Origin of the sequence: Azoarcus olearius (assembly GCF_001682385.1) — a bacterium.
Lineage (GTDB): Bacteria > Pseudomonadota > Gammaproteobacteria > Burkholderiales > Rhodocyclaceae > Azoarcus > Azoarcus olearius.
Genome location: NZ_CP016210.1, coordinates 774036 through 792055 on the forward strand (window position 1 = coordinate 774036; position 18020 = coordinate 792055).

Annotated in this window: 10 protein-coding genes; 6 read left to right on the plus strand and 4 right to left on the minus strand. The window is 67.7% G+C overall.

The genetic code is table 11. The features are described from left to right. Positions 1 to 31 precede the first annotated feature (31 nt). The 5 genes from dqs_RS03720 (at position 32) to ypfJ (ending at position 9199) form a co-directional block, all read left to right on the plus strand. Complete coding sequence (locus dqs_RS03720; protein WP_011764422.1) at positions 32 to 1567, plus strand: acyl-CoA carboxylase subunit beta; 1536 nt, start codon at positions 32 to 34, stop codon at positions 1565 to 1567. A gap of 138 nt (positions 1568 to 1705) precedes the next feature. After that, positions 1706 to 3712 (plus strand): acetyl-CoA carboxylase biotin carboxylase subunit, encoded by a 2007-nt coding sequence (gene accC / locus dqs_RS03725; RefSeq protein ID WP_011764423.1) that lies wholly within the window; start codon positions 1706 to 1708, stop codon positions 3710 to 3712. A 182-nt stretch (positions 3713 to 3894) separates the two neighbouring features. Continuing rightward, on the plus strand, positions 3895 to 6351 hold the full coding sequence (locus dqs_RS03730) for a sensor domain-containing protein (RefSeq protein WP_065339707.1): 2457 nt from the start codon (positions 3895 to 3897) through the stop codon (positions 6349 to 6351). Positions 6352 to 6359: 8 nt separating this feature from the next. After that, complete coding sequence (locus dqs_RS03735) at positions 6360 to 8243, plus strand: diguanylate cyclase (RefSeq protein ID WP_084018210.1); 1884 nt, start codon at positions 6360 to 6362, stop codon at positions 8241 to 8243. Between the two features lie 95 nt (positions 8244 to 8338). Further along, a complete protein-coding gene (gene ypfJ / locus dqs_RS03740) occupies positions 8339 to 9199 on the plus strand; it encodes a KPN_02809 family neutral zinc metallopeptidase (RefSeq protein ID WP_011764426.1) in 861 nt (286 codons plus the stop codon). 21 nt (positions 9200 to 9220) lie between these two features. On the opposite strand, the gene dqs_RS03745 is transcribed toward ypfJ, so the two are convergent. From dqs_RS03745 to dqs_RS03760, 4 genes are all read right to left on the minus strand, one after another. Next, complete coding sequence (locus dqs_RS03745) at positions 9221 to 9697, minus strand: VOC family protein (protein WP_065339709.1); 477 nt, start codon at positions 9695 to 9697, stop codon at positions 9221 to 9223. 799 nt (positions 9698 to 10496) lie between these two features. Beyond that, positions 10497 to 11228 carry a response regulator transcription factor gene (locus dqs_RS03750; RefSeq protein ID WP_011764428.1) on the minus strand — a complete coding sequence of 244 codons (732 nt, stop codon included), beginning with the start codon at positions 11226 to 11228 and terminating at the stop codon, positions 10497 to 10499. Beyond that, a complete protein-coding gene (locus tag dqs_RS03755) occupies positions 11225 to 13282 on the minus strand; it encodes a PAS-domain containing protein (RefSeq protein WP_065339710.1) in 2058 nt (685 codons plus the stop codon). The genes dqs_RS03750 and dqs_RS03755 overlap by 4 nt, the downstream gene beginning before the upstream one ends. 149 nt (positions 13283 to 13431) lie before the next feature. Next, the gene (locus dqs_RS03760) at positions 13432 to 14454 is read right to left on the minus strand and encodes an AraC family transcriptional regulator (protein WP_179948009.1); all 1023 of its coding nucleotides are present in this window, start codon (positions 14452 to 14454) and stop codon (positions 13432 to 13434) included. A 296-nt stretch (positions 14455 to 14750) separates the two neighbouring features. On the opposite strand from dqs_RS03760, the gene icmF reads away from it, so the two are divergent. Beyond that, on the plus strand, positions 14751 to 18017 hold the full coding sequence (icmF, locus tag dqs_RS03765) for a fused isobutyryl-CoA mutase/GTPase IcmF (protein ID WP_065339712.1): 3267 nt from the start codon (positions 14751 to 14753) through the stop codon (positions 18015 to 18017). Positions 18018 to 18020: the final 3 nt, after the last annotated feature.

The window sequence follows — 18020 nt, forward strand, 5'->3', positions numbered from 1 at the left end:
GGGCGGCAAGGAACCTTAAAGGAGGTCATCAATGCACGACATCATCCGTCAGCTGGACGAGAAGCGCGCTGCGGCCCGCCTGGGCGGCGGCCAGAAGCGGATCGACTCCCAGCATGCCAAGGGCAAGCTCACCGCGCGCGAGCGCATCGAGCTGCTGCTCGATCCCGATTCCTTCGAGGAATGGGACATGTTCAAGGAGCACCGCTGCGTCGACTTCGGCATGGACAAGGCGGAGAAGACCCCGGGCGACGGCGTGGTGACCGGCTACGGCACCATCAACGGCCGGCTGGTGTTCGTGTTCTCGCAGGACTTCACGGTGTTCGGCGGCTCGCTGTCCGAAACCCACGCCGAGAAGATCTGCAAGGTGATGGACCACGCGATGAAGGTCGGCGCGCCGGTGATCGGCCTCAACGACTCGGGCGGCGCCCGCATCCAGGAAGGCGTGGCCTCGCTCGGCGGCTATGCCGACGTGTTCCAGCGCAACGTGATGGCCTCGGGCGTGATCCCGCAGATCTCGATGATCATGGGCCCCTGCGCCGGCGGCGCGGTGTATTCGCCGTCGATGACCGACTTCATCTTCATGGTGAAGGATTCGTCGTACATGTTCGTGACCGGTCCGGAAGTGGTGAAGACCGTGACCCACGAAGACGTCACCGCCGAGGAACTCGGCGGCGCGGTGACCCACACCAGCAAGTCCGGCGTGGCCGATCTCGCGTTCGAGAACGACGTCGAGGCGCTCACCATGCTGCGCCGCTTCATGAACTACCTGCCGTCGTCCAACCGCGAAAAGCCGCCGGTGCAGCCGACCAACGATCCGGCCGACCGTCAGGACTTCTCGCTCGACACCCTGGTGCCGGACAACCCCAACAAGCCGTACGACATGAAGGAGCTGATCATCAAGGTGGTCGATGACTGCGACTTCTTCGAACTGCAGCCCGACTACGCCAAGAACATCATCATCGGCATGGCGCGCATGGACGGCCAGCCGGTCGGCATCGTCGCCAACCAGCCGCTGGTGCTGGCCGGTTGCCTGGACATCAAGAGCGCGATCAAGGCCGCGCGCTTCGTCCGCTTCTGCGACGCCTTCAACATCCCGGTGGTCACCTTCGTCGACGTCCCGGGCTTCATGCCGGGCACCGCCCAGGAATACGGCGGCATCATCAAGCACGGTGCCAAGCTGCTGTACGCCTACGCCGAATGCACCGTGCCCAAGGTCACCGTGATCACCCGCAAGGCCTACGGCGGCGCCTACGACGTGATGGCCTCCAAGCACCTGCGCGGCGACGTCAACCTCGCCTGGCCCAGCGCCGAGATCGCGGTGATGGGGCCGAAGGGCGCGGTGGAGATCATCTTCCGCGAAGAAAAGAACAACCCGGAAAAGCTCGCCGAGCGCGAAGCCGAGTACAAGGCCAAGTTCGCCAACCCCTTCGTGGCCGCCAGCCGCGGCTTCATCGACGACGTCGTGATGCCGCACAACACCCGCAAGCGCATCTGCCGCAGCCTGGCGATGCTGGCCGACAAGCAGCTCGACAACCCGTGGCGCAAGCACGGCAACATTCCGCTCTGATCGCCGGGGAGACTTAACGCAATGTTTACCAAGATCCTGATTGCCAACCGCGGCGACCAGCCGCAAAGCGGCGCAGAGACGAAGTCAAATCGCCGTGCGTGCGTAGCACGCTGCGATTGAGCCGCGGAGAGATAACGTATGTTTACCAAGATCCTGATTGCTAACCGCGGCGAAATCGCCTGCCGCGTGATCAAGACCGCCCGCAAGATGGGCATCAAGACCGTCGCCGTCTATTCCGAGGCGGACAAGGATGCGCTGCACGTCGACCTCGCCGACGAAGCCGTCTGCATCGGCCCGGCGCCGTCGAAAGATTCCTACCTCGTCATGGACCGCATCATCGCCGCGTGCAAGCAGACCGGCGCCGAGGCTGTCCATCCGGGCTATGGCTTCCTGTCCGAGAACGCCGAGTTCTCGCGCCGCCTCGAAGAGGAAGGCATCAAGTTCATCGGTCCGAAGCACTACTCGGTCGCCAAGATGGGCGACAAGATCGAGTCGAAGAAGCTCGCGATCGAAGCCAAGGTCAATACCATCCCCGGCTACAACGACGCCATCGCCGGCCCGGCCGAAGCGGTCGAGATCGCCAAGAAGATCGGCTACCCGGTGATGATCAAGGCCTCCGCCGGCGGCGGCGGCAAGGGCCTGCGCGTGGCCTACAACGACGAGCAGGCCTTCGAAGGCTTCTCGTCCTGCGTCAATGAAGCGCGCAACTCCTTCGGCGACGACCGCGTCTTCATCGAGAAGTACGTGCTCGAGCCGCGCCACATCGAAATCCAGGTGCTCGGCGACTCGCACGGCAACTACGTGTACCTGAACGAGCGCGACTGCTCGATCCAGCGCCGTCACCAGAAGGTCATCGAGGAGGCGCCGAGCCCCTTCGTCGATGCCGAGATGCGCAAGGCCATGGGCGAGCAGGCTGTGGCGCTGGCGCGCGCGGTGAACTACGAATCGGCCGGCACGGTCGAGTTCGTCGTCTCCGGCGCCACCAAGGAGTTCTACTTCCTGGAGATGAACACCCGCCTCCAGGTGGAGCACCCGGTCACCGAGCTGATCACCGGGCTGGACCTCGTCGAGCAGATGATCCGCGTCGCCGCCGGCGAGAAGCTGCCGCTCTCCCAGGCCGACGTGAAGATCAACGGCTGGGCGATGGAATGCCGCATCAACGCCGAAGATCCGTTCCGCGGCTTCCTGCCCTCCACCGGCCGCCTGGTGCGCTTCCAGCCGCCGGCCGAGGTCGACGGCCAGGTCCGCGTCGATACCGGCGTCTATGACGGCGGTGAGATCTCGATGTTCTACGACTCGATGATCGCCAAGCTCATCGTGCACGGTGCCACCCGCGACCAGGCGATCGGCCGCATGCGCGACGCGCTCAACGCCTTCGTGATCCGCGGCATCAGCTCCAACATCCCGTTCCAGGCCGCGCTGATGCAGCACCCGCGCTTCTGCTCGGGCAACTTCAACACCGGCTTCATCGCCGAGGAGTTCCCGAAGGGCTTCGACGCCTCGATGGTGCCGCACGATGACCCGGCGCTGCTCGCCGCCGTCGCCGCCTATGTGCATCGCAGCTACATCGACCGTGCCGCGCGCGTCTCCGGCCAGCTGCCGGGCCACGAGCGCGCGGTGGGCAACGAGTGGGTCGTGATCCGCCTTGGCACCGACAACCAGAACGAGCTGCTGCCGGTCACCGCCACCCCGGTCGCGGGCGGCTACGCGGTCACCCTGAACGGCGAGACCTACACCATCAAGTCGGACTGGCAGCTGGGCCAGGCGCTGTTCAACGGCACCTGCAACGGCAATGAGTTCACGCTGCAGGTCGAGCGCCACAAGATGCGCTACCGCCTGTTCCACTGGGGCACGCAGGCCGACTTCCTGGTCATGTCCAAGCGCGCGGCCGAGCTGCAGAGCCTGATGCCGGTGAAGCTGCCGCCCGACCTGTCGAAGTTCCTGCTGTCGCCGATGCCGGGCCTGCTGCGTGAAGTGTCGGTCAGCGAAGGCCAGGAAGTGAAGGCCGGCGAAAAGCTCGCGGTCATCGAGGCGATGAAGATGGAGAACCTGCTGAAGGCCGAGCAGGACGGCAAGGTCAAGAAGGTCGTGATCAAGCCGGGCGCCAGCCTCGCGGTGGACGACGTCATCATCGAGTTCGAATAAGAACCCAGGTTCGACCTTTTTCGTTCGATGGGGAGGGAGATCCGGCGACACAGAGCGCCGGATACCTGTCGAGGGATGGGCCCGCGCAAGCGGGCCCTTTTTTGTTTACCGCCGTGCTCAATTTGGGGGTTTCGCGACTGCGGCTGGGTCACAATGCAAGGTCCTCCCTCGCTGGCCGCTGCATGGAACCCACCTTGCCCGTCGATCTCGAAACCGTCGCTGACGAGGGCGAGGATTCCCTGCTGCGCGCGCTGATCGACGTGATCCCCGACCTTGTCTTCTTCAAGGACGAGGCGGGCCGCTACCTTGGCTGCAACCGCGCCTTCGAGGCCTACACGGGACGCCGCGAGGCCGAGCTGATCGGTTACACCGACCGCGACCTGTTCGATCTTTCCACCGCCGACTCCTACCGCGGCTACGACAGCGCGGTGCTCGCCAGCGGCCGCTCCAGCCGCAACGAAGAGTGGATCGTCTATCCCGACGGCCGCCGCGTGCTGGTGGACACCCTGAAAACGCCCTTCCGCGACGCTGCCAGCGGGCGCCGCGGCGTGGTCGGCATCAGCCGCGACGTCACCGTGTTCCGCGAAACCGCCGAAGCCCTGCGGCGCAGCCAGGAGAACCTGGAGCGCGCGCAGGCGGTCGCCCGCACCGGCAGCTGGTATGTGGATTTCGTCAGCGGCCAGATGGACTGGTCGGCCGAGACCTGCCGCTTGTTCGGACAGGCGCCGGGATGCGTGCCGAGCTACGAGCTGTTCCTGAGCGTGGTCCACCCCGAGGATCAGGCGCTGGTGGAGGCGGCCTGGCGGCAGGCGGTGGCCCGCGGCGACTACGACCTCACGCACCGCGTCATCGTGGGCGGCGAGGTGCGCTGGGTGCACGAGCGCGCCGAGTTCCGCCGCGCCGCCGACGGCGCCGCGCTGGCCGGCATCGGCACCGTGCAGGACATCACCGACCGCAAGCTCGCCGAGCAGAGCCTGCGCCAGGCCGCGACGGTGTTCGAGAACACCGGCGAAGGCGTGATCATCGCCGACGCCAAGAACCGCATCATCGCGGTCAACCGCGCGTTTACCGTGATCACCGGCTACGGTCCGGAAGAAGTCATCGGGCGCAGCCCCAACCTGCTGCGTTCGGGGCGGCACGATGCCGCCTACTACGACGCGATGTGGCGCGGCGTGCATGAGGCCGGCCACTGGCAGGGCGAGATCTGGAACCGGCGCAAGAACGGCGAGATCTTCCCCGAACTGCTGACGCTGTCGGTGGTGCGCGACCACAACGGCAAGGTGTCGCATTACGTCGGGGTGTTCTCCGACATCTCGCGCATGAAGGAAACCGAGGCGCGGCTGCAGCGGCTGGCGCATTACGACGCGCTGACCGACCTGCCCAACCGCGTGCTGCTCAACCTGCGCCTGGCACATGGCGTGGAGCGCGTGCAACGCAGCGGCGAGATGCTGGCGGTGCTGTTCCTCGACATCGACCGCTTCAAGAACGTCAACGACAGCCTCGGCCACCCGGTCGGCGACGAACTGCTGATCGAGATCGCACGTCGCCTGCGTTCGCGCATCCGCGCCGAGGACACGCTGGCGCGGCTGGGGGGCGACGAGTTCGTGATCCTGCTCGACCGCATCCGCAGCGCCAACGACGTGGCCGACTTCGCGCAGGAAATCATCGACCTGCTCAATCAGTCCTTCCAGCTGGCGAGCGGGCAGGAAGTCTTCGTCGGCGCCAGCATCGGCATCAGCCTCTATCCGCTCGACACCGACGATGCCACCCAGCTGATCAGCAACGCCGACGCGGCGCTGTATCAGGCGAAGGAGGCCGGGCGCAACGTCTACCGCTTCTACACCGCCGACCTCACCCGCGCCGCACACGAACGGCTGGGGCTGGAGGCCGCCTTGCGGCGCGGGCTGGAGCGCGGCGAGTTCGTGCTGCATTTCCAGCCGGTGGTGGCGCTGGACAAGGGCGAGGTGGTCGGTGCCGAAGCCCTGGTGCGCTGGAACCACCCGACCGAGGGCATGATCGCGCCGCTGCGCTTCATTCCGCTGGCCGAAGAAACCGGCCTGATCGTGCCGCTGGGCGAATGGGTGCTGGAATCCGCCTGCCGGCAGGGGCGCGAGTGGCTGGATTGCGGCCGTCCGCTGACGATCGCGGTCAACCTGTCCACCCGCCAGTTCCGGGCCGGCGACCTGACCGCCACCGTGCGCGACATCCTCGACCGCACGGGTTTTCCTGCCGCGCTGCTCGAACTCGAAATCACCGAAAGCACGGTGATGGAGGACGCCGACCGTGCGGTGGCGACGCTGGCCGCACTGAAGGGCCTGGGCGTGCGGCTGTCGATCGACGACTTCGGCACTGGCTATTCCTCGCTCGCCTATCTCAAACGCTTCGCGGTCGATGCGCTGAAGATAGACCGCTCCTTCGTGCGCGACATCGCCGACGACGAGAACGACCGCATGATCGTCGCCACTGTGGTCGCGATGGCCCACCAGATGCGGCTGGGCGTCATCGCGGAGGGCGTGGAGACCGCGGAGCAACTCGCGTTTCTGCGCAGCCTCGGCTGCGAGGCCTACCAGGGTTATCTGGTGGGCCGACCGCAGGCCGCGGCGGACTTCCTCGGCGCGGTCGAACGCGCGGGAATCTGAGGCTCACCATGACGTCGGTACGGCAGTGGGCAGCCCGGTTGATCTGGGCGATGCTGGCATGGGCGCTGGCGATCGCGGCGGGGGGCGCACGCGCGGACGACATCGCGCTCGACCCCGCGCACGGCGAAGTGGACCTGGCGCGGCGCGTCAGCGTGCTGGTGGATGACGGCCGCAGCCTGTCGCTGGAGGCGGCGAAGGCTGCGTTCGCGCGCGGCGAGGGCGCGCCCGCGGAGCCGGCGCGCGGCGGTGAACTCAATTTCGGTTATCGCGCGGCGGACATCTGGCTGCATTTCAGCGTTGCCGCCGCGGCGCCCGGCGACGCGCGCTGGCTGCTGGAGGTGGGCTTCCCGTCGCTCGACCGCGTCGAGTTTCATGCCTTCGGCCCCGGCGGCGAAGCCCACCAGGTCGCGGGCGATCGCATCGCCTTCTACGCCCGTCCCTGGCAGCACCGCAGCCCGGTTTTCCCCTTGCCGCCGCTGGCGCCGGGCGAACGGCTGGAGGTATACGTAAAGGTGGCCTCCGAAGGCTCGCTGACCGTGCCGCTCCGGTTGTGGACGCAGACCGCGCTGGGCGCGCGCGACCAGCGCGCCTACAGTGAGGATGCGCTCTACTTCGGCATGCTGACCGCGCTCGCGCTCTACAACCTGCTGCTGTGGGTGGCGCTGCGCGAACAGGTCTTCCTGCGCTACGTCGGCTTCGTCGCTTCGCTGGCCGTGGGCTTTGCCGGCCAGACCGGCGCCGGGGGCGAGTTCCTGTGGCCGGCCTGGCCCACCTGGAGCCATCTCAGCTTCCCGGTCGGGATGGCGCTCACCGGATTCTTCGGGACGCTGTTCACCCGCAGCTTTCTCGACACCCGCAACACCGTACCCCGGCTCGACCGCTGCCTGGCGGTGGCGGCATGGGTGTTCCTCGCGGCGGTGGCGGCGCATCTGGTCCTCGGCTACCGCTTCGCGGCCATGCTCACCTCGCTGGCGGGCATCGGCTTCGCCCCCATCGCCGCGCTTGCCGGCGTGCGCGGCGCGGTGCGCGGCCACCCCGGCGCGCGCGTGTTCCTGCTCGCGTGGGCGCTGCTGCTGGTGGGCGTGGTGGTGATGGCAATGCGCAACTTCGGCTGGCTGCCGACGGTGTGGCTGACCACCCACGCGATGCAGATCGGCTCGGCGCTCGAAATGCTGTTGCTGTCGTTCGCGATGGCCGACCGCATCAACGTGATGCGGCGCGAGCGCGAGGCGGCGCGGCAGGCGCTGGTCGATACGCTGCAGGAAGCCGGCCAGCGCCTGGAGCAGAGGGTCGCCGAGCGCACCGCCGAACTGCAGGCCGCCAACCGCCGCCTGCGCGACAACGAACTCGCGCTGCAACAACTCGCCTTCCACGATCCGCTCACCGGGCTGTACAACCGCGTGATGCTGGAGGAGCGCATCCGCCACGCGATGCTGCGCGCCGACCGCCAGGACACCCAGCTTGCGGTGCTGCTGCTCGACCTCGACGGCTTCAAGGCGGTGAACGACGGCTATGGCCATGCGGTGGGCGACGCCGTGCTGGCCGCAGCGGCAACCCGCATGAAGGCGCAGGTGCGGGCCTCCGACACCGTCGCGCGTTTGGGCGGCGACGAGTTCGTCGTGGTGCTCGAACCGTTCTCCGGCGAGGACCAGGCGGTGCGCGTCGCCGCCAAGCTGGTCGCCGCGCTCGCCGAGCCGGTGGTCGAATCGGGCGTGGCCCACCAGATCGGCGCCAGCATCGGCATCGCGCTCTACCCCGCCGACGGCCGCGACGTCGATCAGCTGATCCTCGCCGCCGACCGTGCCATGTACCGCGTCAAGGCCGCGGGCAAGGGCGGCTGGCGGCGCAACAGCCCCGAACAGGCCGCGCATCCGGCGGGCCTCAGGCCCTAGCACGGGTCACGAACCGGCTCCTTGGGAAGCGGCGCCACTGTTCCATAATGGAAGCACGACCGGGGCGCGGCCCCGCGGCAGGCGAGGGCCCACGGATGCGTTTCGATCACGGCAGGGAAAGCGACAACATCGAGGACCGGCGCGGCGAAGGCGGCGGCGGATTCCGGCTCGGGGGCGGTGGAAAGCTCGGCCTCGGCGGCATCGTGCTGACGCTGGTCGCGCTTTACTTCGGCGTCGATCCGGCGCTGCTGCTGCAGACCGCCGAGGTCGTGCGCCCGCCGGCGGCGGTCGAGCGGCCCGCCAGCCGCCCGCAGGACGAAGCGGGGCGCTTTGTTTCGATGGTGCTGGCCGACACCGAGGACACCTGGAGCGACATCTTCAGCGGCGCCGGGCGCACCTACCAGGCGCCGCGGCTGGTGCTGTTCTCCGGCGTCACGGGCACCGCCTGCGGCACCGGCCAGGCGGCGATGGGTCCGTTCTACTGTCCGGCCGACCAGAAGGTCTATATCGACCTCAGCTTCTACGACGATCTGCAGCAGCGCTTCCGCGCGCCCGGCGATTTCGCCCAGGCCTACGTGATCGCCCACGAGATCGGCCATCATGTGCAGAACCTGCTCGGCGTTTCCGAGCGCGCGCAGCGCGCCCGCGCCCGGCTTTCACCGCGCGAGAGCAATGCGTTGTCGGTGCGGCTGGAACTGCAGGCGGACTGCTTTGCCGGGGTCTGGGCCCACCACGCCGACCGTTCGCGCCAGGTGCTGGAGGCGGGCGACGTGGAAGAAGCGCTGACGGCGGCCGCCGCGATCGGCGACGACCGCCTGCAGAAGCAAGCGCAGGGCTATGCGGTGCCGGACAGCTTCACGCACGGCAGCGCGGAACAGCGGGTGCGCTGGTTCCGCACCGGCCTGCAGCACGGCAGCCTGCAGGCCTGCGACACCTTCGCCGCGCGCTCGCCCTGAGCGCACGGCCACCCCGCCTCCTCAGCCGGCGAGGCGGGCGAAGGCTTCGACCACCTCCGGCGGTGCCTGCACCAGCTCCACCAGCACGCCCTCGCCGCCGATCGGGAATTCCTCGTTGCCCTTCGGGTGCAGGAAGGTGATGTCATAGCCCGCGGCGCCGCGGCGGATGCCGCCCGGCGCGAAGCGCACGCCCTGCGCTGTCAGCCATTCCACCGCCACCGGCAGATCATCCACCCACAGGCCGATGTGATTGAGCGGGGTCGCATGCACCGCGGGCTTCCTCTCGGGATCGAGCGGTTGCATCAGGTCGACTTCCACCTTGAACGGCCCCTTGCCCATCGCGCAGATATCTTCGTCCACGTTCTCGCGCTCCGAGACGAAGTTGCCGGTGACTTCCAGCCCCAGCATATCCACCCAGAAGGTCTTGAGCTTTTCCTTGCTCGGGCCGCCGATGGCGATCTGCTGGACGCCGAGGATCTTGAACGGACGCTGCGACATGCGGAACTCCTGCTGAAGTGGATTAAGAATTCATAATTATAGCGGAGTCGAGAACGGCGAAAAGGAGAAGCGGAACAGACGGCTGGGATCGGAGGGGCGGTATGGAGAAGCCCCAGCACACACCTAACCAAGGCATGCTCGCTCCATGGCGTGAGGAGAACAACGAAACGCGCTACCGCCGCTCGCCGGCAAGCTCAAAAGCGTCCCCAATGTTCCCCGCGGCAACGAGGCCTGCGGGCGTGCGCCTGTCGAGAGCGCCGCGCGGGGCGTGCCCGCCGGGGAAGAAGGCGACGCATGTTCGAGCCCCCAGGGCGAGTTTGCGTCGCCGCCCCGGCGGGTGCGTCCCGCGCGGGAAGCCGCAGGCCGCGAACGTCAGGCGCGGGCACGCTGGCCTTGTTGCCGCGCGCGGGCGGTGGGGTGGAGACGGGGTTGCGTGCGGGCTGGAGGCAATGGGCGGTGCCCCATCCCCACCCCAGCCCTCCCCTTGAAGGGGAGGGAGTAAAACCGTTCAGCCCGGTAGCGTCCGCTTTTTGCGCCGTCGCCTCGGCGGGTGCGTCACGGGCGGGAAGCCGCAGGCCAGCGAACGTCAGGCGCGGGCACGCTGGCCTCGTTGCCGCGCGCGGACGGTGGGGTGGAGGCGGGGTTGCGCGGTGGCTGGAGGCAAGGGGCGGTACCCCATCCCCACCCCAGCCCTCCCCTTGAAGTGGAGGGTGCGAAAAACCTCAGCGCCGGAGGTTCCGGTTCGTGCGGTCGCCCCGTCGCCCGGTCACGTCGGGGGAAGCGGTCGTCGCCTGACCTGCTACTCCCAACTCACCTGCGCCGCAAACAGATACCCCGCCCCGTACACCGTCTTGATCAGCCGGGGATTCTGCGGGTCGTCGTCGAGCTTGCGGCGCAGGCGCGAGATGCGTACGTCGATGCTGCGGTCGAAGGGATCGACGTCGCGCTCGCCCAGCAACTGTTCGCGCGAAAAAATCTTGTTCGGCCGCCGCAACAGCACCGCCAGCAGGCTCGCCTCGGCGGCAGAGAGATTCACCTCCCGGCCGTCCGGCGCGGTCATGGTCAACCGCCCGCCGTCGAAGGTCCAGCCGGCGAAACGGGCGACGGTCTTCTCCGCGGCGCTGGTCTCCGGCGGCGCCGAGCGCTGGTAGCGGCGCAGGATGGAACGCACCCGTGCGACCAGCTCGCGCGGCTCGAACGGCTTGACGATGTAGTCGTCCGCCCCCAGCTCCAGACCGAGCACGCGGTCGGTCACATCGTTGCGGCCGGTCAGGATCAGCACCGCGCACGGGCTGCCGTCCTGCAGTTCGCGCACCACCTGCATGCCGTCCATGTCGGGCAGGCCGAGGTCGACGATGCACAGGTCGGGCGTCTGCTGGCGCGCGCGCTGCAGCAACTGGCGGCCCGTCGTCAGATGTTCGCAGCGGAAACCGTACTCGGTCAGGCTGCTGCAGATCAGCCGCGCAATGTCCGGCTCGTCCTCCAGGACGAAGATGGTCGGCGGACTGGCCTCGGGTCGGGTCGCACTCATGAGGGTTCGTGCTCCTGCGGCGGATGGATGTTCTGCAGCGCGGCGGCCAGCGCCGCCTGATCGAAAGGTTTGCGCAACACCGGAATGTCGGCCGGGGGCGGCGTCGGGTTGCCGCTGCTGCTGGCGTAGCCGGTGATCAGCAGGATCGGCAGGTCGGGGCGCAGGCGGCGCGCGCGCGCGGCGAGTTCGCGTCCGCCGATGCCGCCGGGCATCACGGTATCGCTGACCAGGATCGCGATGTCTTCGACGTTTTCCAGCAGGCTCAGCGCCTCGACGCCGTTCTCGGCTTCGATCACCGGATAGCCGAGCGCCGTGAGCTGCATGCGGATCACCTGGCGCACCGCCGGCTCGTCCTCCACCAGCAGCACCGGGCCGCTGCGCAGCCGGGGCGGGGCGGCGGCGGGGGCGGACTCGGGCGAGGGAGGCGGCGCCGGCTGGGTCATCGGCAGCACGAAGCGCACGTTGGTGCCTTCGCCCGGCGTGCTGAGGATGCGGATGTTGCCGCCGGACTGGCGCACGAAGCCATACACCATCGACAGGCCGAGCCCGCTGCCGATGCCGAACGGCTTGGTGGTGAAGAAGGGCTCGAACAACCGCGGCAACAGCGCCGGATCGATGCCGCTGCCGGTGTCGGTTACGTCGATCTGCACGTAGCTGCCGGCCGGCACCTCGACCAGGCGCGCGATGTCGAGGTCGATCTCGCGCCGCGTCACCGTGATCGTCAACTGGCCGCCTTCGGGCATCGCATCGCGCGCATTGAGGGCGAGGTTGAGCAGTGCGTTTTCCAGCTGGTGAGGATCGACCAGCGCGTGCAACGGCTCGGCCGGCAGCGCCAGCCGCACCGTGATGGTTTCCGACAGCGAGCGCTCCAGCAGGTGCGACATGTTCTGCACCAGCGCGCCCACCTCCACCGCGCTCGGCTCCAGCGGTTGCCGGCGCGAGAAACTGAGCAGGCGCTTGATCAGCTCCGCACCGCGGCGCGAGGCCTGCAGCGCCGGGGCCACGTATTCCGCGCCGGGACCGTCGCCGAGCTGGGTCTGCAGCGCCGACAGGTTGCCGATGATGATGGTCAGCAGGTTGTTGAAGTCGTGCGCCAGCCCGCCGGTCAGCTGGCCCACCGCTTCCATCTTCTGCGCCTGCACCAGCGCGGCCTGGTGGGCCTTCTGCTCGGTGATGTCGATCGACAGCACGAAATAGCCCTGGAAGCCGCCCTCGGCCGAAACGTCGGGCACCACCACGCTGCGCGCGTGCACCGTCTGGCCGTCGGCGTTCTTGCGCGAATACTCGTAGGTCACGCGCTCGCCGTGGGTGGCGTTTTCCAGATGGGGGGAAATCGCCGCGTAGGCCCGCGCCCCGAACACCTCGGCGATGCTGCGGCCCACGATCTCTTCCTTGGTGGTGCCGAACCACTGCGCGTAGCTGCGGTTGGCGAACAGGTAGCGCTGGCTGGCATCCACGTGCGCGATCAGCGCGGGGATGGAGTCGAGGATCAGGCGCAGCCGCTCTTCGCTCTTCGACAGCGCGCCGGCGATGTCGTCGATGTCGGCCTTGGCGCGCGCCAGGTGTGCGTTGGCTTCTTCCAGCTCGGCGGTGCGGGCGCGCACGCGTTCTTCCAGGCGGCTGTTCTGCTCCTGGATCACGGTTTCGTAGCGGCGCTGCTCGGTGATGTCGGTCCACAGCGAGACGAAGCCGAGGTTGGGAATCGGCACCCCGCGGATCGCCAGGATCTTGCCATTGGGGCGCGCGCGTTCGGCGTAGTGCGGCTGGAAGGAGCGCGCGGCCGCCATGCGCTCGTTCACCAGCCGTTCGAGATCGCCATCGCCGTATTCGCCGCGTTCGGCGTTGAAACGCACGAAATCCTCGAACGGCGTGCCGACCCGCACCATGGATTCGGGAAAGTCGAGCAGGCGCAGCAGCGCCTTGTTCCAGGTGACCAGCTTGGGCGCGGCGTCGAACACCGCGATGGCCTGGTCGAGCAGGTCCAGCCCCGCCAGCAGCAGGTCGTAGCGGCGGCGTTGTTCCGGCGTGGGCGAATGGTCGGCGGGCTTCGCCATGGCTCTCTGTCTCCCCTCCGCATGCTTTTATTTATCGCGCCGATGGTTGCACATTCGGTCGCGGGCGCAAACCGCGGCGCCCTTGGTTGACGTTCGCGTCAACTGCCGCAGCATAGCCGAAGCGGCGCTTGGCGTCGCTCCATCCACCTTCAGTCACCCGCCCTGCGCGGGGCGGCGCGTTCCCCCAGGCGGCCGCGGAAGCGCTCCGGCGACACCCCGGTCCAGGCCACGAAGGCGCGGTAGAAGGCCGAGGTGTCGGCGTAGCCGAGGTCGGCGGCGAGCTGCGCGATCGGCTGGCGGGTCTTGGTCAGCCGCGCGAGCGCGATGTCGCGCCGGGTGGCGTCCTTGATGGTGCGAAAGCCGGAGCCTTCTTCTTCCAGCCGGCGCGCCAGCGTGCGCGGCGACTGGTGCAGGCGGTCGGCCACCTCGTCGAGCGAGAGGTTCTCCGGCAGCGCGTCGCGCAGGATGTCGCGCACCCGGAACACCATCTCGCGGTCGCGCCGGTAGAGCATGGTGATCTTGCCCGGCGCGCCGTCGAGGAAGGCGGCGAGCGCGGCGTCGTCGCGGCGCAGCGGCAGGTCGAGCAGGTTGGCCTGGAAGCGCGCCACCAGCGCGTCGCCGCCGAAGGACGAGTGCTCGGTATAGACCAGCGCGTAGTCGTCGGCATGTGCCGGGCGGGTGTAGGGAAAGCGCACCGCGTCCAGCGCCAGCCCGCGGCCGACGAACCAGCAGGCCACGCCGTGCAGCAGGCGCAACAGCCACTCGAAGGCGAACACCCGCGCCGGGTCGTCGGCGCCGGCGGCGAGCGGGCGCGTTTCGGCAATGCGCAATTCGGCATGGCCGGCGCCGGGTTCGCGCACCACCGTCACCGCCAGATCGGGCAGCACGATGCGCAGGAAGCGCGCGGCGCGGTCGAGCGCCTCGGCCAGCGAGGCGGCGCCGAGCATGCCGCGGCAGAGGAACTCGAAGCTGCCGACGGGCATCCGGGCGGCGAACAGCGCGAAGCCCTCGTCGTCGAGTTCACGCACGATCAGGTTGTACAGCGCCGCGTAGCGGTCAACCGGAATCCGGCTGGCGGAGTCTGCAAGGCCGACGCCCGCCACGGCGAGCAGCGGCGCCGCATCCAGCCCGCGCCGCTGCAGCCCGGCGAGCATGCCGGTCACGAAACCCATCGCCACCGTCGCGCGGTTGCGCGCGGTTTGGCGGTGTTGCCGGGGCGAGGCGGGGGTTGGCGCGGCGGTGCTCACAGGCGTAAAAAACACACTCGAAGCAGAGGGAGAATTTGGCGGATTTTGCACGATCGTCGTCGGCGGCGGCAATGGCAAAGCGGGGGAGCGGCTTCTACCATTCGGAGGACACACATTATTCAATCCGGCGCCGTGACCGTTTCGCACCCGCCGCCCTGCGACAGCTGGGGGCAAACGGTGTCGCGTTCCGCTTGCCGGGGTATCGACACGGGGGAGACACCATGACCGACCTGAGCATCGCCAAGAAGCTTTCGCCCTACAAGCCGAAGAACAAGGTGCGCTTCGTCACCGCCGCCGCGCTGTTCGACGGCCACGACGCCTCGATCAACATCATGCGCCGCATCCTGCAATCGACCGGCGCCGAGGTCATCCACCTCGGCCACAACCGCTCGGTGGGCGAGATCGTCAAGGCGGCGCTGCAGGAAGACGTGCAGGGCATCGCCATCACCAGCTACCAGGGCGGTCACGTCGAGTTCTTCAAGTACATGATCGACCTGCTGAAGGCCAACGGTGGCGAGAACATCAAGGTCTTCGGCGGCGGCGGCGGGGTGATCGTGCCGTCGGAGATCAAGGAACTCCACGACTACGGCGTCACCCGCATCTACTCGCCGGAAGACGGCGCCACCATCGGCCTGCAGGGCATGATCAACGACGTGGTCGAACGTTCCGACGTCGATCTCACCCATGTCGCGCCCAAGTCGGCCGACGAAATGCTCAAGCGCCTCGCCTCCGGCGACCGCCGCGCGCTGGCGCAGATCATCACCGCGCTGGAAAACGGCGCCTGCAGCGACGACGTGAAGCAGGCGATCAAGGATGCCGCGGCCAAGTGCAAGACGCCGACGCTGGGCATCACCGGCACCGGCGGCGCGGGCAAAAGCTCGCTCACCGACGAGCTGGTGCGCCGCTTCCGCCTCGACCACAACGACACGCTCCGGATCGCCATCGTCTCGATCGACCCCTCGCGCAAGCGCACCGGCGGCGCGCTGCTCGGCGACCGCATCCGCATGAACGCGATCGAGCACGAACACATCTTCATGCGCTCGCTGGCCACCCGCGACACCGGCTCGGAAGTCTCGGCCGCGCTGCCCGAGGTCATCGCCGCGTGCAAGCTGTCCGGCTTCGACCTGGTGATCGTCGAGACCTCCGGCATCGGCCAGGGCGACGCCGCGATCGTGCCCTTCGTCGATCTGTCGCTGTACGTGATGACGCCGGAATTCGGCGCCGCGAGCCAGCTCGAGAAGATCGACATGCTGGACTTCGCCGATTTCGTCGCGATCAACAAGTTCGACCGCAAGGGCGCGGAAGACGCGCTGCGCGACGTGCGCAAGCAGTACCAGCGCAACCGCGAACTCTTCACCCAGCCCACCGACGACATGCCGGTGTTCGGCACCATGGCGGCGCGCTTCAACGACGACGGCGTCACCGCGCTCTACCAGGCGATCTTCCCGCGGCTGGTGGAAAAGGGCCTGAAGGCCAAGGGCGGCACGCTGCCCCTCGTCACGGTCAAGGCTTCGTCGAAGGGCCGCGCCATCGTGCCGGCCGAGCGCACCCGCTACCTCGCGGAGATCGCCGACACCGTGCGCGACTACCACAAGCATGTGCTGCAGCAGGCGCGCGTCGCCCGCGAGCGCCAGTCGCTGAAAACCGCCAAGGCGCTGTTCGAGCAGTGCGGCAAGGATGTCGGTTCCTTCGACGAGCTGATCAACTGGAAGGACGGCGAACTGACCCCGGTGGCGAAGAAGCTGCTGGAGCAGTGGCCGACAGAGAAGGCGCTGTACGCCGCCGACGAATACGTGGTGAAGATCCGCGACAAGGAGATCCGCACCAAGCTCACCTATGAATCGCTGTCCGGCAGCAAGATCCGCAAGGTCGCGCTGCCCAACTTCGACGACGACGGCGAGACGTTGAAATTCCTGATGAAGGAGAACGTGCCCGGCTCCTTCCCCTACACCGCCGGCGTGTTCGCTTTCAAGCGCGAGGGCGAGGACCCCACGCGGATGTTCGCGGGCGAGGGCGACGCCTTCCGCACCAACCGCCGCTTCAAGAAGGTGTCCGAAGGCATGCCGGCGCATCGCCTCAGTACCGCCTTCGACTCGGTCACGCTCTACGGCTGCGACCCCGATCTGCGCCCGGACATCTACGGCAAGATCGGCAACTCCGGCGTGTCCATCGCGACGCTGGACGACATGAAGGTGCTGTACGACGGCTTCGACCTGTGCTGCCCGACCACCTCGGTGTCGATGACGATCAACGGCCCGGCGCCGATCATCCTCGCCTTCTTCTTCAACACCGCGCTGGAACAGCAGTTCGCCAAGTTCAAGGCCGACAACGGCCGCGACCCGACCGAGGACGAGTACGCCAAGATCCGCGCATGGACGCTGTCTTCCGTGCGCGGCACGGTGCAGGCCGACATCCTCAAGGAAGACCAGGGCCAGAACACCTGCATCTTCAGCACGGAGTTCGCGCTGAAGATGATGGGCGACATCCAGGAGTTCTTCGTGCACAACAAGGTGCAGAACTTCTACTCGGTGTCGATCTCGGGTTACCACATCGCCGAAGCCGGCGCCAACCCGATCAGCCAGCTCGCGTTCACGCTCGCCAACGGCTTCACCTATGTGGAGTCGTATCTGGCGCGCGGCATGCACATCGACGATTTCGCGCCCAACCTCAGCTTCTTCTTCAGCAACGGCATGGACCCGGAATACACCGTGATCGGCCGCGTCGCCCGCCGCATCTGGGCGGTGGCGATGAAGAACAAGTACGGCGCCAACGAGCGCAGCCAGAAGCTGAAGTACCACGTCCAGACCTCCGGCCGCTCGCTGCACGCGCAGGAGATGGACTTCAACGACATCCGCACCACGCTGCAGGCGCTGATAGCGATCTACGACAACTGCAACAGCCTGCACACCAACGCCTACGACGAGGCGATCACCACGCCGACCGAGGAATCGGTGCGGCGCGCGATGGCGATCCAGCTCATCATCAACCGCGAGTGGGGCCTGGCCAAGAACGAGAACCCCAACCAGGGCAGCTTCATCGTCGAGGAACTCACCGACCTCGTTGAAGAAGCGGTGCTGAAGGAGTTCGAGGCCATCGCGTCGCGCGGCGGGGTGCTCGGCGCGATGGAGACCGGCTACCAGCGCGGCAAGATCCAGGAGGAGTCGCTCTACTACGAGCACAAGAAGCACGACGGCTCCTACCCGATCATCGGCGTGAACACCTTCCTCAACCCCAAGGGCCAGGCCCAGCAGGAGATCGAGCTGGCGCGTTCCACCGAGGAAGAAAAGCAGAGCCAGCTTGCCCGTCTGAAGGACTTCCACGCCCGCAACAAGGCCGAAGCGCCGAAATGGCAGGCCAAGCTGCAGCAGACGGTGATCGAGAACGGCAACGTGTTCGAGGTGCTGGTCGATGCGGTGCGCTACTGCTCGCTCGGCCAGATCACCGAGGCGCTGTACAAGGTGGGCGGCCAGTACCGGCGCAGCATGTAAGCA